The following is a 15053-nucleotide window of genomic DNA, read 5'->3' as shown; positions in this document are numbered from 1 at the left end:
AATGGATCTGTTGTTACTCATGGCTAAACGCTCCTGGCGCGCACTGCTGGTGGCGACCCTGACGGGGTTGATCTGCGGCCTCGCGGCTGCCGGCCTGATCGCCAACATCAACCACAGCCTGGAGGTGTTCGACAAGCTGCGCCCGGTGGATGGCCTGCTCTTCGCTGGCCTGGTGGTGTTGGTCGCGGTGTCGCGGATCATCTCCGACATCAGCCTGTTGCGCCTGGGCCAGGCTGCGGTCAACGACATGCGCCTGCACCTGAGCGCCAAGCTGATCGACACGCCCTACGCGCAATTGCAGCGCCTGGGCAAGCATCGCCTGCTGGCGATGCTCACCGACGATACGCAGACCATCAGCCAGGCGGTGGAGTTGGTGCCGATCCTGCTGGTCAACGTCGGGATCATCGCCGCGTGCCTCGGCTACCTGGGTTGGCTCAGCATGCCATTGCTCGGCCTGACGCTGCTGCTGATCGTCCTGGGCAGCCTGAGCTTTCACTGGCCGCAACGTCGGGCGCTGACCTCGATCTCCCGTGCTCGCGAGCTCAAGGACCAGTTGTTCAATCAGTACCGCCTGCTCACCGATGGCAGCAAGGAACTGCAACTCAACCATCCGCGCCGGCAGCACTTCTTCACCCGCCTGCTGATACCGGTGAGCCAGCAATACCGCCGCGATTTCGTGCGGGGCATGAGCATCTACGCCCTGGTCCTGAACTGGGGCAATGCGGTGTTCTACATGCTGATCGGTGTGGTGCTGTTCGCCGCGCCGCATTTCATCGACCTGAGCGCGAGCCTGGTCACCGGCTATATCCTGGCGATCCTCTACATGATCACGCCGTTGTCGGAGTTGATGCACGCCTTGCCGACCCTCGGTCGGGCCAGCGTGGCCCTGAACAAGATCCGCGCCCTGGAAGGCGAGATGCAAACCGCCGACGAAACCGTCGAGACGATCTCGCCGACCCAGGTTCGCAGCCTGGTGTGCCGCCAGGTCACCCACACTTACTACCGCGAGCGCGAGGACGGTCACTTCACCCTGGGGCCCATCGACCTCACCCTCAATGCCGGCGAAGTGGTGTTCATCACCGGCGGCAACGGCAGCGGCAAGACCACCCTGGCGCTGTTGCTGACAGGGCTGTACCGGCCGGAAAGCGGCGACGTCATGCTCGACGAACAAGTGTCCTCGAGCAATGACAATCACCATTACCGACAGCACTTCTCAGCGATCTTCACCGACTTCTGCCTGTTCGAAAACCTGTTCGATGGCGACGATCCGCACCTGGTGAAACAGGCACAGGACTACCTGGTGCACCTGCAACTGGACCACAAGGTGCAAATCGAGGACGGCAAACTGACGACGCTGGCGTTGTCCACCGGGCAACGCAAGCGCCTGGCGCTGCTCAGTGCGTATCTGGATGATCGCCCCTGCTACCTGTTCGACGAATGGGCGGCCGACCAGGACCCGGTGTTCAAGCACTTCTTCTACACCCGGATCCTGCCGGACCTGCGCGAACGCGGCAAACTACTGATCGTCATCTCCCACGACGACGCCTACTTCGGCCTGGCCGACCGGCTGATCCGCATCGAACACGGCAAGCTCAGTGAAGTCGCTCCCCAGGCTGACGCCGCGCCCCTGGCGCAAATGCTTTCGTGAGGAAACCCTAANACGACGACGCCTACTTCGGCCTGGCCGACCGGCTGATCCGCATCGAACACGGCAAGCTCAGTGAAGTCGCTCCCCAGGCTGACGCCGCGCCCCTGGCGCAAATGCTTTCGTGAGGAAACCCTAAACCCTGTGGCGAGGGAGCTTGCTCCCGCTGGGCTGCGCAGCAGCCCCAAAACCATTGAGCACGGTGTGTCAGGAAAAACAGTTGCCAGGTTTTACGACTGCTGCGCAGCCGGGCGCGAGCAAGCTCCCTCGCCACAAGAACTCATGCAAGCCACACAATGTGGGGCTCTTCTGGCCGCGGCTGTTCAAAACCTGCGCCCAACCCTACTCATAGATGTAATGCAAATAGCTCACCTGCTCCGCCAGCGGCAGACGGTGCAGTTTGGGGCAGGATTCGCAGAGCACCGGCGGTTGGCCTTCGACCGGCTCGTGCAGTTGGTAATGCAGGCAACAATGCCGGCGCAATGGCAAGCACGGGCAAATCTGCGGCGCCGGTGATTCGACCATGCGTTGCAGGCCTCGCAGCTTCAAGCGTCCGTTGTTCACCGTGACCTGTTCCAGCCACTGGTGCGCCTCGGCAAAACCGTCTTTGGACAGGTCAGGGTCCATCCTGGCAAAGGCACCGTCCCAGATAGCAACGAAGTTGCCCCACAATATTTTCGGGGCCAGGCCACCGGCGGTGGCCAATGTGCTGAACAGCGGCGCCAGGTGCTCGTGGATCAACCGCGACCAGTACACCGCACGGCCATCCGCGTCCAAGGCTGACAGTCCGGCGGCCAGGCCCAGCGCCGCAGGTTGGCCGTCGTCGTGCAACAGCAATGCCTCCTCGCCCCAGAACTCGATCGCGCAGCGACGCGTCAGCACACAGGCCAGGGTGGCCGGCAGGACGATACTCATGTAGTTCATCGACCACTGCGAAACCACGGCGGCGCGGTTCACCCCTGGGTAACGCAAGGCAAACCGGGTCAGCAAGGGTTGCAGTACGCCAGGGTCGGCAAGCTGGCTCAACGCGATGGCAGGCTGATCACCAGGTTCCTGCCGAATGACCCGCTGTATCGGCGGCCAGGCCTGGTTAAGCCATTCTGGAAATTCGATAACGGGGCTCCCGTGGCTTTCCCTAATTAATGCAAACGATTAGCATTGGCTGATCCTATCCTCCCTCCCCTGCAAACTCAACGTCGTTAGCGACCAGGCTCACCAAGACCACATGCACACACTCCGCAATTTCTGGCGTCTCGCGCGGCCTTTCTGGGCATCCGAGGAAAAGTACCCGGCCCTGTTACTGCTGTTGGCCACCGTGCTGATGACCCTGTGCCTGGTCGGGGTCAACATCCTCACCAACTTTTGGAACCTGCATTTTTATAATGCCTTGCAGGCCCTGGACTACCACGGTTTCCTGATCGGCAGCCTGCAGTTCATCCTGCTGCAGATCGGCACGGCCGCCTTCACCGTGGGCGCGTTCCACTTCCAGCAGAAGCTGACCATCCGCTGGCGGCGCTGGGCGACCCGCAACATGCTTGATCAATGGCTGGGCAGCCAGCGCTACCAGAAGCTGAAGCTGACCGAAACCGAGGTCGACAACCCCGATCAGCGGATCGCCGAAGACATCGACCTGTTCATCGTCAAGTCGCTCAAATTGAGCCTGGGCCTGTTGACGTCGGTGGTGTCGCTGTTTTCTTTCCTGCACATCCTCTGGCAGGCCTCAAGCCTGGTCAGCGTGCCATTCAACGACCAGTCCATCGTCATTCCGGGACTGCTGGTGTGGGTCGCCCTGGTGTATGCGCTCCTGGGCACCGGCCTGGCCTTCTGGCTGGGACGCGCGCTGCCCAGCCTGAATTTCATGCAGCAGCGACGTGAAGCGGATTTTCGTTTCTCGCTCATCCGCCTGCGGGAGAACGCTGACTCGGTAGCGCAATACCGCGGCGAAGTCGTAGAGAACGAACGCTTCAACCACCGCCTGGAGGCGGCGCTGGAAAACTTCTGGGCGCTGGTGAAAAAACAGAAGCTGATCATGGGCTACTCGACCTTCTACTTGCGCAGCGCGACGGTCATCCCGATGTTCATCATGGCGCCACAGTTCTTTGCCGGCGCCTTTCCCCTCGGCCGCCTGACACAGATAAGCGCGGCCTTCGGCGAAGTGCACGCCGCCATCGCCTACCTGGTGAGCGTGTTCCCGGAGCTGTCGGAATGGAAGTCGGTGATCGACCGCTTGATCGGCTTCCAGGAGCGCCTGGATAACGTTGAAGTCAAGTCCCAGGTCAGGCTCGAACAACAGGCCGACGGTCTCGATATCAAGGACCTGGACATCTGGCTGCCGAACGGCCGGCCGTTGTTCAAAAACTTCAATCTGTCGCTCAAGCCCGGTGACAGCCTGATGATCCGCGCGCCGTCCGGCTACGGCAAATCGACGCTGATCCGCACGATTACCGGACTTTGGCATCACGCTCGCGGCTCAAGCTGTTATGACCGTGAGCGTGCCCTGACGCTTGCGCAGAAACCCTACCTGCCGTTGGGCAGTCTGCGTGAAGCGCTGTGGTACCCCAACCCACCCCGTCGCGAAGAAGATGCCGCGCTGCGCCAGGCCATGGAACAAGTCGGCCTGCAACACCTGAGCGATCTGTTGGAGCAGGAGCGGGACTGGGCGCAGACCCTCAGCGTCGGCGAACAGCAACGCTGTGCGTTCGTCAGGGCCTTGCTAGCCCGCCCGACGGTGCTGTTCCTCGACGAGAGCAGTTCGGCACTGGATTCAACCAACGAGGCGCGCTGCTATCAACTGCTCAAAGAGACGCTGCCGGAAACGATCCTGATCAGCGTCGGCCACAATGCTTCGCTTGAGCGCTTCCATTGGCAAGTCCTGGAGCTGCAAAGCGAAGCACGGTGGGTGCATCGGAAGGTGAAGCAACCGGTGTGAGTTCGCCGTCTCTATTTAGCATCCCAACGACGAAACAGGACGCTGGCGTTAACGCCGCCGAACCCGAATCCATTTGAGAGCGCATGGGTGATCGACATCTTCCGGGCATTCAGGGCGACCAGATCGAGCCCTTCTGCGGCTTCATCGGGATGAAGCAGGTTCAGCGTCGGCGGTACGACCTGATCACGCAGCGCGAGCACGGTGAAGATCGCTTCAATGCCCCCCGCCGCCCCCAAAAGATGCCCGGTGGCGGACTTGGTCGAGGTGATAGCCACGCCGGAGTCAGCCCCGAACACCGAGCGAATCGCTGCCAACTCGCCGTTATCGCCCACCTGTGTGGAGGTCGCGTGGGCATTGATATGCTGCACGTCCGCAGGGCTGACCCCCGCCTGGCGCAGAGCCTGCTGCATGGCGCGCCGTGCGCCGCTGCCGTCTTCCGGGCCTGCGGTCAGGTGATAGGCATCGGCGCTGGTGCCATAGCCGACCAGTTCGGCCAGGGGCTTGGCACCACGGGCCAGGGCATGCTCCAGCGACTCGATCACCAGCAGCCCGGCCCCTTCGGCCATGACGAAACCGTCACGGTCGCGATCAAAGGGACGCGAGGCCTCCTGAGGGTGCTCGGCAAAGCCCGTGGACAGTGCGCGGGCGGCGGCAAAACAGCCCAGGGTCACACGGTCTATCGCCGCTTCGGTACCGCCACATATGGCGATATCCGCCTCACCGCTTCTGATGAGCCTGGCCGCATCGCCAATGGCTTGCACCCCGGCGGCACAAGCCGTTACAGGCGCACCGAGAGGCCCCTTGAGCGCATGCCGGATAGAAACGTGCCCGGCCGCCATGTTGGCGAGAAAGGCCGGCGCGGTGAATGGCGACAAGCGGCGCGGCCCACGCGCATCGGTGGTGCGTACAGCGTCGGCAATTGCGCCAAAGCCACCGACGCCCGATGAAATGATCGTCGCGGTGCGTTCCTGGTCTGAGGCTTGCGTCGGATGCCAGCCTGCCTGCGCCAGGGCTTCATCGGCGGCGACCAGGGCAAACTCGATGAAACGGTCCATCTTCTTGCGATCCTTGACCGAGATGAAGCGCTCGGGGTCATACCCCGCAACGGCATCCTCTTGCAGAGACGGCACCTGGCCGCCCACCGCAACGCCGGTACCCTCGGTGATATCGCCAGACAGGTTACGGATACCGGAGCGTCCTGCCAGCAACCTCTGCCAGACTTCTTCCACTGCACAACCCAGGGGGCTGACAATGCCCATACCTGTGACGACGATTCGCTTTTGACCTTCGGCAGTCATCATAAAAACCTCTTCATTTCTCAGTCGACATCCACTGACAACAGCATGCGTCTGCTGACTTACGCCAGCCTCGCTGTTTCAGTTTGGACCTGTTTGTCAGGATGGATCTTGAACCAGATGGAATACATCGCCGGCAGAAACACCAGCGTCATGATGGTGCCGACGAAGGTCCCTCCGATCAGCGTGTAGGCCAGCGTCCCCCAGAACACGGAGTGTGTCAGGGGGATGAATGCCAGGATGGCCGCCAGCGCCGTCAGCAGCACCGGCCGGGCCCGTTGCACGGTGGCCTCGATCACCGCGTGGAACGGGTCCAGCCCTTCTTGCGCGTTGTGGTGGATTTGCCCAATCAAAATCAGCGTATTGCGCATCAAAATACCCGAGAGCGCGATCAGGCCGACCAGGGCGTTGATTCCAAACGGCTGCTGGAAGATCAGCAAGGTCGGCACCACGCCAATCAATCCCAGCGGCGCGGTGAAGAACACCATGACCATCGCCGAGATTGAGCGTACCTGGAGGATGATGATCAGCAGCGTCAGGGCAACCATGATCGGCAGCAGCGGCACGATCGCCTGGCCGGCCTTGCCCGACTCCTCGATGGCCCCCGCCTGCTCGATCCGGTACCCGTCAGGAAGGGTGTCCATGATCGGCTGCAGTTGTTTGAGGATTGCGCTCGATACGTCCGGTGGCTGCAAGCCTTCGGCAATGTCGCCGCGCACGGTAATGGTCGGCGTGCGATCACGCCGCCGCAGGATTGGGTCCTCCATGCGCACATCCACCTCGCCGACCTGGGACAGCGGAATACGCTGTCCCGCCGTGCCCACCAGGGTAAAACCTTCGATCTTGGCGGGATCGAGTCGAATATCACCTGCGGCGCGACCAACCACTTGCACCGAACGGATGTCCTCGCGAACCGCCGTAATCGGCACCCCCGTGAGCAGGAACTGCAACTGCTGGGCGACGGCATTCGAGGTCAGGCCCACCGCCTGCAAACGATCTTGATCAAGACTGAAATGCAGCGTCGGCGTCAGTGGCCCCCAGTCGGTATTGACGGTCCGCATCATCGGGCTCGCCTGCATGACGTCCTGTACCCGACCGGCGATCTCGCGCAACGTTGATGGGTCGGACCCCATGACCCGGTAGGCCACGGGGAATGGCGAATACGGACCAAACACCAGTTGAGTCACCCGCACCCGCGCCTCCGGGGCGAGCCCTTCGGCGACCGCTTCGCGAAGACGGAACTTGAGGGTTTCACGGGTCTCCTGGCTGCTCGTCAGCACCACAATCTTGGCGAAGGACGGGTCAGGAAGCTCCGGCGCCATCGCCAGGTAGAAGCGCGGCGCACCTTGACCGATATAGGCGGTGACGATTTTCGCCTCATCCTGTTTTTGCAACCAGGCCTCGACCTTGGCCGTGGCGGCGCTGGTCTGCTCGATGGAGGTTCCATAGGGCATCTGCACCTCGACCATCACCTCGGGACGGTCTGAGGTCGGGAAGAATTGCTTCTTGACCAGGCCCATGCCGAGAATCGCCACGACAAATGTCGCGACCACGGTGCCGGCCACCCACCATTTGCGCGCGATGACGCGGGTCAGGACCTGGCGAAAGCGATTGTAATGGCGGGTGTTGTAGATAGCCGCGTGACCGCCCTCGACCGGCTTGATGTCCGGCAATAGCTTCACCCCAAGATAAGGGGTAAAAGCCACCGCGACGACCCAGGAGGCGATCAGGGCGATGCCGACGATCCAGAACATGTTGCTGGTGTATTCGCCGGCGGTCGATTGCGCAAAGCCGTTGGGCATGAAGCCAATCGCCGTCACCAGGGTACCGGACAGCATCGGCGCGGCGGTGTGGCTCCAGGCATACGCGGAGGCTTTGATCCGGTCGTAGCCCTCCTCCATTTTTACCACCATCATTTCGATCGCGATGATCGCGTCGTCCACCAACAGCCCAAGCGCCAGGATCAGCGAACCCAGGGTAATCCGGTCGAAGTTCTTTCCGGTGGCCGCCATCACCACAAACACTATCGCCAGTGTCAACGGTACGGCGGCTGCGACCACAACGCCCACACGCCAGCCCATGCTGAGAAAGCAAACGAGCATGACAACCAGCAGCGCGACAAAAAACTTGACCATGAACTCACCGACGGCCGAGTCGATGTTCACGGCTTGATCGGTGACCTTGGTCAACGTCATGCCCAGTGGCATGCCTTCATTGATCTTGGTCGTCTCGGCGTCCAGTGCCTTGCCCAGGTCCAGGCCGTTCCAGCCCTCGCGCATTATGATCCCCAGCAGCAGCGCCTCTTCGCCGTTATTGCGAACCAGGAAAGTGGCCGGATCTTCATATCCGCGCTCGACTGTCGCGACGTCCGAGAGCTTCAGCGTGCGCCCCTGGATCGCAAGCGGTGTGTCGCGAATTTTCGCCAATTTATCGAAGGCACCGTCCACCCGCAGGACGACTTGCGGCCCTTTGGTTTCGATCGAGCCGGCAGGCGTGAGCAGATTCTGGCTGTTCAGCGCGGCGAAGATATCCTGGGGCGAGACGCCCAAGGTCGCCAGTCGATCATGGGAGAACGACACAAAGATTCGCTCGGGCTGCTCACCGATGATGTTGACCTTCTTCACGCCCGCCACATGCAACAGGCGCTGGCGCAACGCTTCGGCATCTCGCACCAGCAGGCGCTGCGGTTCGCCTTTGGCCTTCAGGGCGAACAGCGCGAAGGTAACGTCCGAATACTCGTCATTGACCATCGGCCCAATGACGCCCGCCGGCAGCCGAGTGGCCTCATCGTCGAGTTTCTTGCGCGCCTGATAGAACTCCTCCTGCACTTGCGAGGGTGGCGTGCGATCGACCAGCGAGACCATGGTGAAAGCCAGACCTGGACGGGTGTAGGTTTCCGTGCGGTCGTACCATTTCAGTTCTTGCAGGCGCTTTTCCAGCGGCTCGGCGACTTGGTCCTGCATCTCCTGGGCAGTCGCGCCCGGCCATGCAGTGATGACGGTCAACTGCTTGACCGTAAACGGCGGGTCCTCGGCACGCCCCAACTGGAAGAACGCCAAGGTACCCGCGACGGCAATCAGAAAGATCAGGAACACGGTAATGGAGCGCTCGCGAACGGCGAGTGCCGATAAATTGAGACTCATTGACGGCCCCCGGCAACCTTCACGTCACCCTGTGGGCTCAGTCGCACTTCCTCGCCATCGCGCAGTAGATGCGCGCCCAGCGCGACAATGCGCTCGCCAACCTTGAGCTCACCTGCAACTCGGGCAGCGTCGTCACTCAAGCCCAGGACCTGAACAGGCCGCCAGCTGACTTTCGCCGGTTCGCCGGCAATGACCCACACACCGGTTCCCTTGCCTGGGTCATAGAGGGCAGCGATCGGAACTTGCAGGACCGGCCCTTGCGCGGCGTCTTCGGCGATCCGAAGGGTGACGGTCGAACCCAGCGGCGCATTGGCCAGCCCGCCCGCCAATACATACCGCGCCTCAAAGGTGCGTGTCACAGGGTCAGCCGAATCCGACAGCAGCCTCAGCTTGGCAGTGACAGCAGCCGAGGTGTTGCCGTAAAGCGTCGCCTGCGCGGTGGACCCTGCGGCCGGACGCAAGGTTTCTGGCAATTGCACGATGGCTTCGCGCTGACCGGCCCGTGCCAGTCGAACCACCGGCTGCCCAGGGCTGACCACCTGCCCGGGTTCGGCGAGCGTCTCCATGACCACGCCATCGGCGTCTGCCAGCAGTACGGCATAGCCCGACGCATTCCGGGCCACGTCAGCCTGAGCTTGCGCGGCGCTGAGTTGTGCTTTCGCGGTATCGGCTGCGGCTTTGATCTGATCGTAGCCCGATGCGGAAATGGCGCCTGCGGCCACCAGCTCACGATAACGAGCCTCGTCATCTGCGGTCTGTTTGGCTCGGGCTTTGGCGGCAGCGACAGCTTCTTGCTGCGCTCGTGCTTGCAAGCCTAAGTCGATGGGATCCAGACGCATGAGCGGCTGACCACGCTTGACGGTCTGACCGGTATCGACCAGACGCTCAAGCACCTTGCCCGACACTCGGAAACCCAGGTCACTCTGGACGCGAGCCGCTACGACTCCGGTGAATGAACGCCAGAGGCCGGACGAATCCTGAACTTCAGAGACCCTCACCAAAGGAGCGAGCGTGCGCGGATCTTGGACGGTGGAAGAGTCGCCACACGCCGTCAGGACGAGAGGCAACAAGCAAGCGGCAAGGGTGACAGGTCGAAGCCGGCGCATAGATTCCCTACTTAAAGAATAGAAACTGGTGTCACATTCTCTGGCGCGTGACCAATACTGTCAATGGTCACAACTATTGCGGCCAGAGACTAAATTACAATTCTCTCAACACTTATTGCGACTATAGCCACCAGCGAGAGCACCCACCCATGAGGAGTTCATTGACAGAAAGTGACCAATATATAATATGGTCACACATCAATCTCCACTTCAGGAATCTCCATGTCGCCACTCCACCCCGCTGCTCTGATACTGAGTGCCAGCTTGATGGCAGGCTGCGCCGTTGGTCCGGACTATCACCGTCCGGACACTGCGCTATCGGACCGTTTCCTCGGTCAGCCCTCTGTCGAACAGCGGCCCGCGACGATGCCGGCCAGTCTCGTAGCTTGGTGGGAAGGCTTTGATGACCCAGCGCTGACCGAATTCGTCGCCAAGGCACTTGAGCAGAACCTGGACCTGGCGCAGGCCTCGGCGCGCGTCGCGCAGGCGCGGGCCGGCCTGGGTGCGGCCAATGCTGCTTTGCTGCCCTCGGGCAATATCAGCGGCCAGGCCGCGCGAGCCTATCAGTCAGTCGAAACCCCACTCGGCCAGGTGCTGAATTCAACGCCTGGCTATGATCGGTATGGAAGCGCTTACGAACTCAACCTCGGGGCCAGCTGGGAGGTCGATTTGTTTGGCAGCCTGCGCCGGTCACGCGAGGCCGCCCTGGCCGAATACCAGGCGTCCGCAGCGGGCGCCACGGCCACCCGCCTGGCCGTCGCTGCGCAGACCGCCGACATCTACATCACTGTCCGCGGATTGCAGACCCGTTTGGGCATTGCGAACCAACAGGTCAAAACGCAACAGGAACTGCTGGAGAAGGTCCAACTGCTCTACAGCAAGGGCCTCGCCGCCAGCTATCAGGTTCGCCAGACCGAGGGCGCCTTGGCACAGGTACAAGCGACAGTGCCGGTCCTGCAAATTGGCCTGGATGCTGCGATGAACGCACTGGACATCATGCTCGGCACGCCGCCCGGCACGCATCGCACACAACTGGCCAATGCGCGGAGCATTCCTCTGGCACCCCAGATAACCGCCATGGGAACGCCGGCCGATCTGCTGCGCCGCCGGCCCGATCTCATCGTGGCCGAGCGCCGTCTAGCGGCCTCCAATGCACGCATCGCAGAGGCCGTTGCTGAGTACTATCCAAAATTCTCCCTCAGCGCGCTGCTCGGTAGCGCCACCGCCGTATCCGCCGGCAACCTTTTTACCGGCGGCGCCAGCCAGTCGGCGGGTGTATTGGGACTGCGCTGGAGGCTCTTCGACTTTGGCCGTATCAACGCACAGATCGATCAAGCCAAGGGGCAGGAAGCCGAGGCCCTGGCCGCTTATCGCCAGTCCGCGCTGCGCGCCAGCGAGGATGTCGAGAACGCGTTCTCCTCGTTGGTCAATCGCGAAGCCCAGGCAACCACCCTCACCGCAGCAGAGACAGCTCTGACTCAGGCTCGTCAATCCTCGTTCATTGCCTATGAGAAAGGCACCGCCAGCCTCATCGACGTCCTGCAAGCCGACGAAAAACTGCTGCGAGCTTCCGATTCCCGAGCGCAAGCGCGAACCGAATCGGCACGAGCGGCGGTCGCCGCGTTCAGGGCACTGGGTGGTGGCTGGCAGCCTTCTCACGCCGAGCCTGTGGCAAGTCGATGACGTAACCAGGTGACGTGGCACCACCTGCGCGCCCTCCTCCTTCAGCTAAAACCAGCAGAGAACAGCAATATGAAAACGAACGATAACTCTTGGGTGCTCATCACGGGCGCGTCGAGCGGATTTGGCGAGGAATTTGCCCGGCAGTACGCAGCACAAGGGAAATCGCTGGTCCTGGTAGCACGCCGATTGGATAAACTTCAGGCGCTGTCGGCGCAGTTGCGCGAACGCTTCGGCGTTGAGGTGCTCGTCGAGCAAGTCGACCTGTCCTCGATTCCGGCGATCATCGAACTGCATCAGCGACTGAGCGAGCGTGGTGTCGTGATCGATGTGCTCATCAACAATGCCGGTCATGGCTTGCAAGGGCCCTTTCTGGATCAATCCGTAGAACAATCCCTGGCCATGATCGATTTGGACATTGCCAGCCTGACAGCATTGACGCGCCTTTTCGCGACTGACATGCGGGCCCGAAAACGCGGACATATCCTGATGGTTGCCAGCCTGCTGGCCTTCCAGGGCGTGAAGAATTTCGCCGTTTACTCTGCCGCAAAGGCCTATGTGCTTCGCTTCTCTGACGCGCTTCATCGTGAACTCAAAACCGACGGCGTCGTCGTGACCGCACTTTGCCCCGGGATGTCGGACACCGGATTTGCACAAAGCGCCAGGCAAAAGCTCACACCGGCCCTGAAAATGGTGATGATGCAGCCCCAGCCCGTTGTCGCTGCGGGAATCCGTGCGCTGCAAGCCGGACGCATGAGTGTCGTGCCAGGCTTTGGCAACAAAGCGATTACGGTCTTGACCTGGGCCACGCCTCGCCGGTTTCACCAAGGCATCATGGCGCACGTCATGGGCGTCTGAGTGGGCGATGTGAAGGCCTTCCCAAAGGAAAAGGAATGCCTACAAAAAGGCCGGAGGCAACCTGTGCCCCCGGCCTTTTCGTTATCGTAAAGCGGCAATCAATCAGAAGCGATAGCTGACAGAGGCACCGAGGCCGCTGGCACTGTTCTTATACGTGGAGCTGTAGGCGCCCCGGGTCGCTGAGGTGTGATTGACCTGCACGCTCTCTTCCCACAGATAAGAATAGGCAACGTCGATCGTGACATCGTCCACCGGCGTCCAGCCTGCACCGAAGCTGATCACCGTCCGGTCGCCCGTAGGAATACGTGGCCCGCGGTCGGTGTTGTTGGCGGGCGACTGGTCGACTGACAAGCCTGCGCGAAGCACCCACTGGTTGTTCAATCGGTACGCCGTACCGATGGCGTGGGCCCACGTGTCATGCCAGTTCTGCTCTTCGGCAACGGTGCCCAGCGAGCCACTGAGCAAAGGAGGCAAACCCGAGTTCTGGATGACCAACTCCTTGAAGCGACTCCAGCGTGTCCAGGTGCTCCCCGCATAAAGCGTCCAGTCATCGTTGAGCTGATGAGTCACCGAAAAGTCCACCGACTCCGGTGTATCCACATCCAGCGAAGCGTCATAGCTCTGGCCGCTGACGCCCAGCAAGCTGAAGACTCCACCAGTAACCTTAGTCTTGGCGTCCAAGTGGTAACTGACTTTGGAGTGGTACGTCAGACCCAAGCGTGTTCGGTCAGTAGCCTGCACCAGGATCCCCGCGTTGAAACCCAGGGCCGTGTCGTCGCCGGTGCTTTTGAGTTTTCCATCATTGCGCCCAGGACTGAGAGGGTTGGGCACCATCCCGGACAACTCACCGCTGATACGGTTGATGGTAGGACCGAACCCGATCGACACTTTGTCGTTAAAGGCATAGCTGATAGTGGGCTGGAACGTGAGGGTCGTGACCTCGCTTTTGTTGGCGTAATAACGCCCGGCGAAACCGCTGCCATAGTCGGTAATCAGGCCGAAAGGAACATAAAAACCAACACCGAACGCCCAGTGCTCATCAATGGGTTTGACGTAGTAACCCATCGGCACTGTGGTCGTTGGCACCATATCGCCGTCCTGCTGGCCACCGAAGGTGCTGCGAGTCTGGCTGATGTCGGACTTGGCGAAAAGCGTCGCCGCCCCCAGACTGACCTGCTCCCTCTTCAAGCGAGACATGCCCGCCGGATTGCCAAAAACGGTGCTCGCATCTTCAGCAGAAGACGAGCGACCGGCAAACCCGGATCCCATCCCACTGATGCTTTGCTCATTAAGCGCGAAACCGCTCGCCAGCACATGAGAAGTGGCGAGCGCAATAGCGAGACCTAGCGGGGTCTTGAGCCATATTTTTTTCATTATTAGAACTCTTACAGCAGTAGCTGAGGTGAATGAAGCGGGTGGTTGTGTTATGTGAAAATTGCCACGGTCTGACGCGCCCAAAGCACTCGTCGACCGCTTTCGTCCCAGATTTCCATATCTTGCAATGAGTAACCTTCCGGAGCCTGCTGGCTGAAAGAACTGATGAGAAACCATTCACCAGCACCGGCCGGCTGCGGTAGATCAATCATCCAGGACGCAGAGCTGATGGCGGCGGGCTCGGTGAAGCAGGTCATGGCGGCCGGCGGCAAACTGTCAGCGAGCGCAACCAAGGCGACGGCCGGGTCCACGCCCTGTGCATCCAGGTGGCGCACCCACATCAACAGTTCGGGATTTTCTGCGCCAGATACTGGCAATGAACCGCCCGCCACGCGCATCTCGAAGTTATGGGCGCAAGCCGGTGCGACGTTGCTATCCAGAACCAGCGTGGGGTATTTGGATGGCCCCTCTACAAGCGGTCTTCCCCAGGAGTTGTGGGTGATTTTGCTCGCGCGCGGCTGAGCGAATAACAGCGTGGTGCGCAGTGCCAGGTCATCGCCCGACATACAGTCGACCGCTACCGAGGTGACTGACCGCCCTTGACGCAACACGCTGGTTTCGAATGTCTGGGCCTGTGTGACAGGACCAATGAACGACACCTGGGCTGACCTGAACGGCGGGAAATCTGTCGGACACTCACGCAAAACCGCTTGCAGCGACAGCGCCGCAGACAGGCCCCCAAAGACAGTGCGCCCCTGTAGCCAGTTGGGTGGTGCAATAAAAGGTGAGTCTGGATCGAATTGCTGCAGCATCTGGGCAAAGCTGGTCATATCAACGCTCCCCTGAACTGACCGGTCGTGATCCCCACCAAGCAGCACGCAGGCGTCGCCCTCTCCCAATCGAAACGGGTGGATGGAATGGCGGCGCTGGATCATGGCGATCTCTTGAGAACAGATGCGCCATACTTATTCATGTGACCATTTGTGTCAACAGTCACAATTCAGACAAATAGATACCTTCACT

General features: G+C 61.1%; 10 protein-coding genes. 4 read left to right on the top strand and 6 right to left on the bottom strand.

Annotation, left to right across the window (positions count from 1 at the left end; genetic code table 11):
* Nucleotide 1 precedes the first annotated feature (1 nt).
* Nucleotides 2–1648 carry a cyclic peptide export ABC transporter gene (locus MKS85_RS11630; RefSeq protein WP_076384126.1) on the top strand — a complete coding sequence of 549 codons (1647 nt, stop codon included), beginning with the start codon at nt 2–4 and terminating at the stop codon, nt 1646–1648.
* Nucleotides 1649–1987: 339 nt separating this feature from the next.
* On the opposite strand, the gene fhuF is transcribed toward MKS85_RS11630, so the two are convergent.
* Nucleotides 1988–2671 (bottom strand): siderophore-iron reductase FhuF, encoded by a 684-nt coding sequence (gene fhuF / locus MKS85_RS11625; protein WP_310662878.1) that lies wholly within the window; start codon nt 2669–2671, stop codon nt 1988–1990.
* A 199-nt stretch (nt 2672–2870) separates the two neighbouring features.
* Here fhuF and MKS85_RS11620 point away from each other — a divergent pair, with 199 nt between their 5' ends.
* A complete protein-coding gene (locus MKS85_RS11620; protein ID WP_310662877.1) occupies nt 2871–4574 on the top strand; it encodes an ABC transporter ATP-binding protein/permease in 1704 nt (567 codons plus the stop codon).
* A gap of 11 nt (nt 4575–4585) precedes the next feature.
* Here the strand turns inward: MKS85_RS11620 and fabF are convergent, their stop codons facing one another.
* Genes fabF through MKS85_RS11605 form a run of 3 tightly spaced genes read right to left on the bottom strand, consistent with a single transcriptional unit; the run spans nt 4586 to nt 10118 of the window.
* Nucleotides 4586–5875 (bottom strand): beta-ketoacyl-ACP synthase II, encoded by a 1290-nt coding sequence (gene fabF, locus MKS85_RS11615; protein ID WP_274090200.1) that lies wholly within the window; start codon nt 5873–5875, stop codon nt 4586–4588.
* Nucleotides 5876–5931: 56 nt separating this feature from the next.
* Complete coding sequence (locus MKS85_RS11610) at nt 5932–9012, bottom strand: efflux RND transporter permease subunit (protein ID WP_139049743.1); 3081 nt, start codon at nt 9010–9012, stop codon at nt 5932–5934.
* Nucleotides 9009–10118: an efflux RND transporter periplasmic adaptor subunit gene (locus MKS85_RS11605; RefSeq protein ID WP_305466166.1), complete on the bottom strand. Its 1110-nt coding sequence runs from the start codon at nt 10116–10118 to the stop codon at nt 9009–9011. Before MKS85_RS11605 ends, MKS85_RS11610 begins: the two co-directional genes overlap by 4 nt.
* A 222-nt stretch (nt 10119–10340) precedes the next feature.
* Between MKS85_RS11605 and MKS85_RS11600 the strand changes: the two genes are divergently transcribed.
* Both MKS85_RS11600 and MKS85_RS11595 read left to right on the top strand, forming a co-directional pair.
* Entirely contained in the window at nt 10341–11801 is a 1461-nt protein-coding gene (locus MKS85_RS11600) for an efflux transporter outer membrane subunit (RefSeq protein ID WP_310662876.1), read from the top strand.
* A gap of 69 nt (nt 11802–11870) precedes the next feature.
* Nucleotides 11871–12656 carry an SDR family oxidoreductase gene (locus MKS85_RS11595; protein WP_139049740.1) on the top strand — a complete coding sequence of 262 codons (786 nt, stop codon included), beginning with the start codon at nt 11871–11873 and terminating at the stop codon, nt 12654–12656.
* 102 nt (nt 12657–12758) lie between these two features.
* On the opposite strand, the gene MKS85_RS11590 is transcribed toward MKS85_RS11595, so the two are convergent.
* Both MKS85_RS11590 and MKS85_RS11585 read right to left on the bottom strand, forming a co-directional pair.
* The gene (locus tag MKS85_RS11590; RefSeq protein WP_310662875.1) at nt 12759–14030 is read right to left on the bottom strand and encodes an outer membrane protein transport protein; all 1272 of its coding nucleotides are present in this window, start codon (nt 14028–14030) and stop codon (nt 12759–12761) included.
* A 50-nt stretch (nt 14031–14080) separates the two neighbouring features.
* Nucleotides 14081–14965, bottom strand: a complete 885-nt coding sequence (locus MKS85_RS11585; protein WP_310662874.1) for a thioesterase family protein — start codon at nt 14963–14965, stop codon at nt 14081–14083.
* Nucleotides 14966–15053 lie beyond the last annotated feature (88 nt).

Origin of the sequence: Pseudomonas sp. JL2, from assembly GCF_031570495.1 — a bacterium.
In the GTDB taxonomy this organism is placed as follows: domain Bacteria; phylum Pseudomonadota; class Gammaproteobacteria; order Pseudomonadales; family Pseudomonadaceae; genus Aquipseudomonas; species Aquipseudomonas rhizophila.
This window is presented reverse-complemented; position numbering and strand designations above follow the sequence as displayed.

Excerpts from the sequence above, each read along its gene's own strand:
- MKS85_RS11620 (WP_310662877.1), top strand. The coding sequence starts at position 2,871 with ATGCACACACTCCGCAATTTCTGGCGTCTCGCGCGGCCTTTCTGGGCA.
- MKS85_RS11605 (WP_305466166.1), bottom strand. The coding sequence starts at position 10,118 with ATGCGCCGGCTTCGACCTGTCACCCTTGCCGCTTGCTTGTTGCCTCTC.
- MKS85_RS11595 (WP_139049740.1), top strand. The coding sequence starts at position 11,871 with ATGAAAACGAACGATAACTCTTGGGTGCTCATCACGGGCGCGTCGAGC.
- fabF (WP_274090200.1), bottom strand. The coding sequence starts at position 5,875 with ATGATGACTGCCGAAGGTCAAAAGCGAATCGTCGTCACAGGTATGGGC.
- MKS85_RS11600 (WP_310662876.1), top strand. The coding sequence starts at position 10,341 with ATGTCGCCACTCCACCCCGCTGCTCTGATACTGAGTGCCAGCTTGATG.
- MKS85_RS11610 (WP_139049743.1), bottom strand. The coding sequence starts at position 9,012 with ATGAGTCTCAATTTATCGGCACTCGCCGTTCGCGAGCGCTCCATTACC.
- MKS85_RS11630 (WP_076384126.1), top strand. The coding sequence starts at position 2 with ATGGATCTGTTGTTACTCATGGCTAAACGCTCCTGGCGCGCACTGCTG.
- MKS85_RS11590 (WP_310662875.1), bottom strand. The coding sequence starts at position 14,030 with ATGAAAAAAATATGGCTCAAGACCCCGCTAGGTCTCGCTATTGCGCTC.
- MKS85_RS11585 (WP_310662874.1), bottom strand. The coding sequence starts at position 14,965 with ATGATCCAGCGCCGCCATTCCATCCACCCGTTTCGATTGGGAGAGGGC.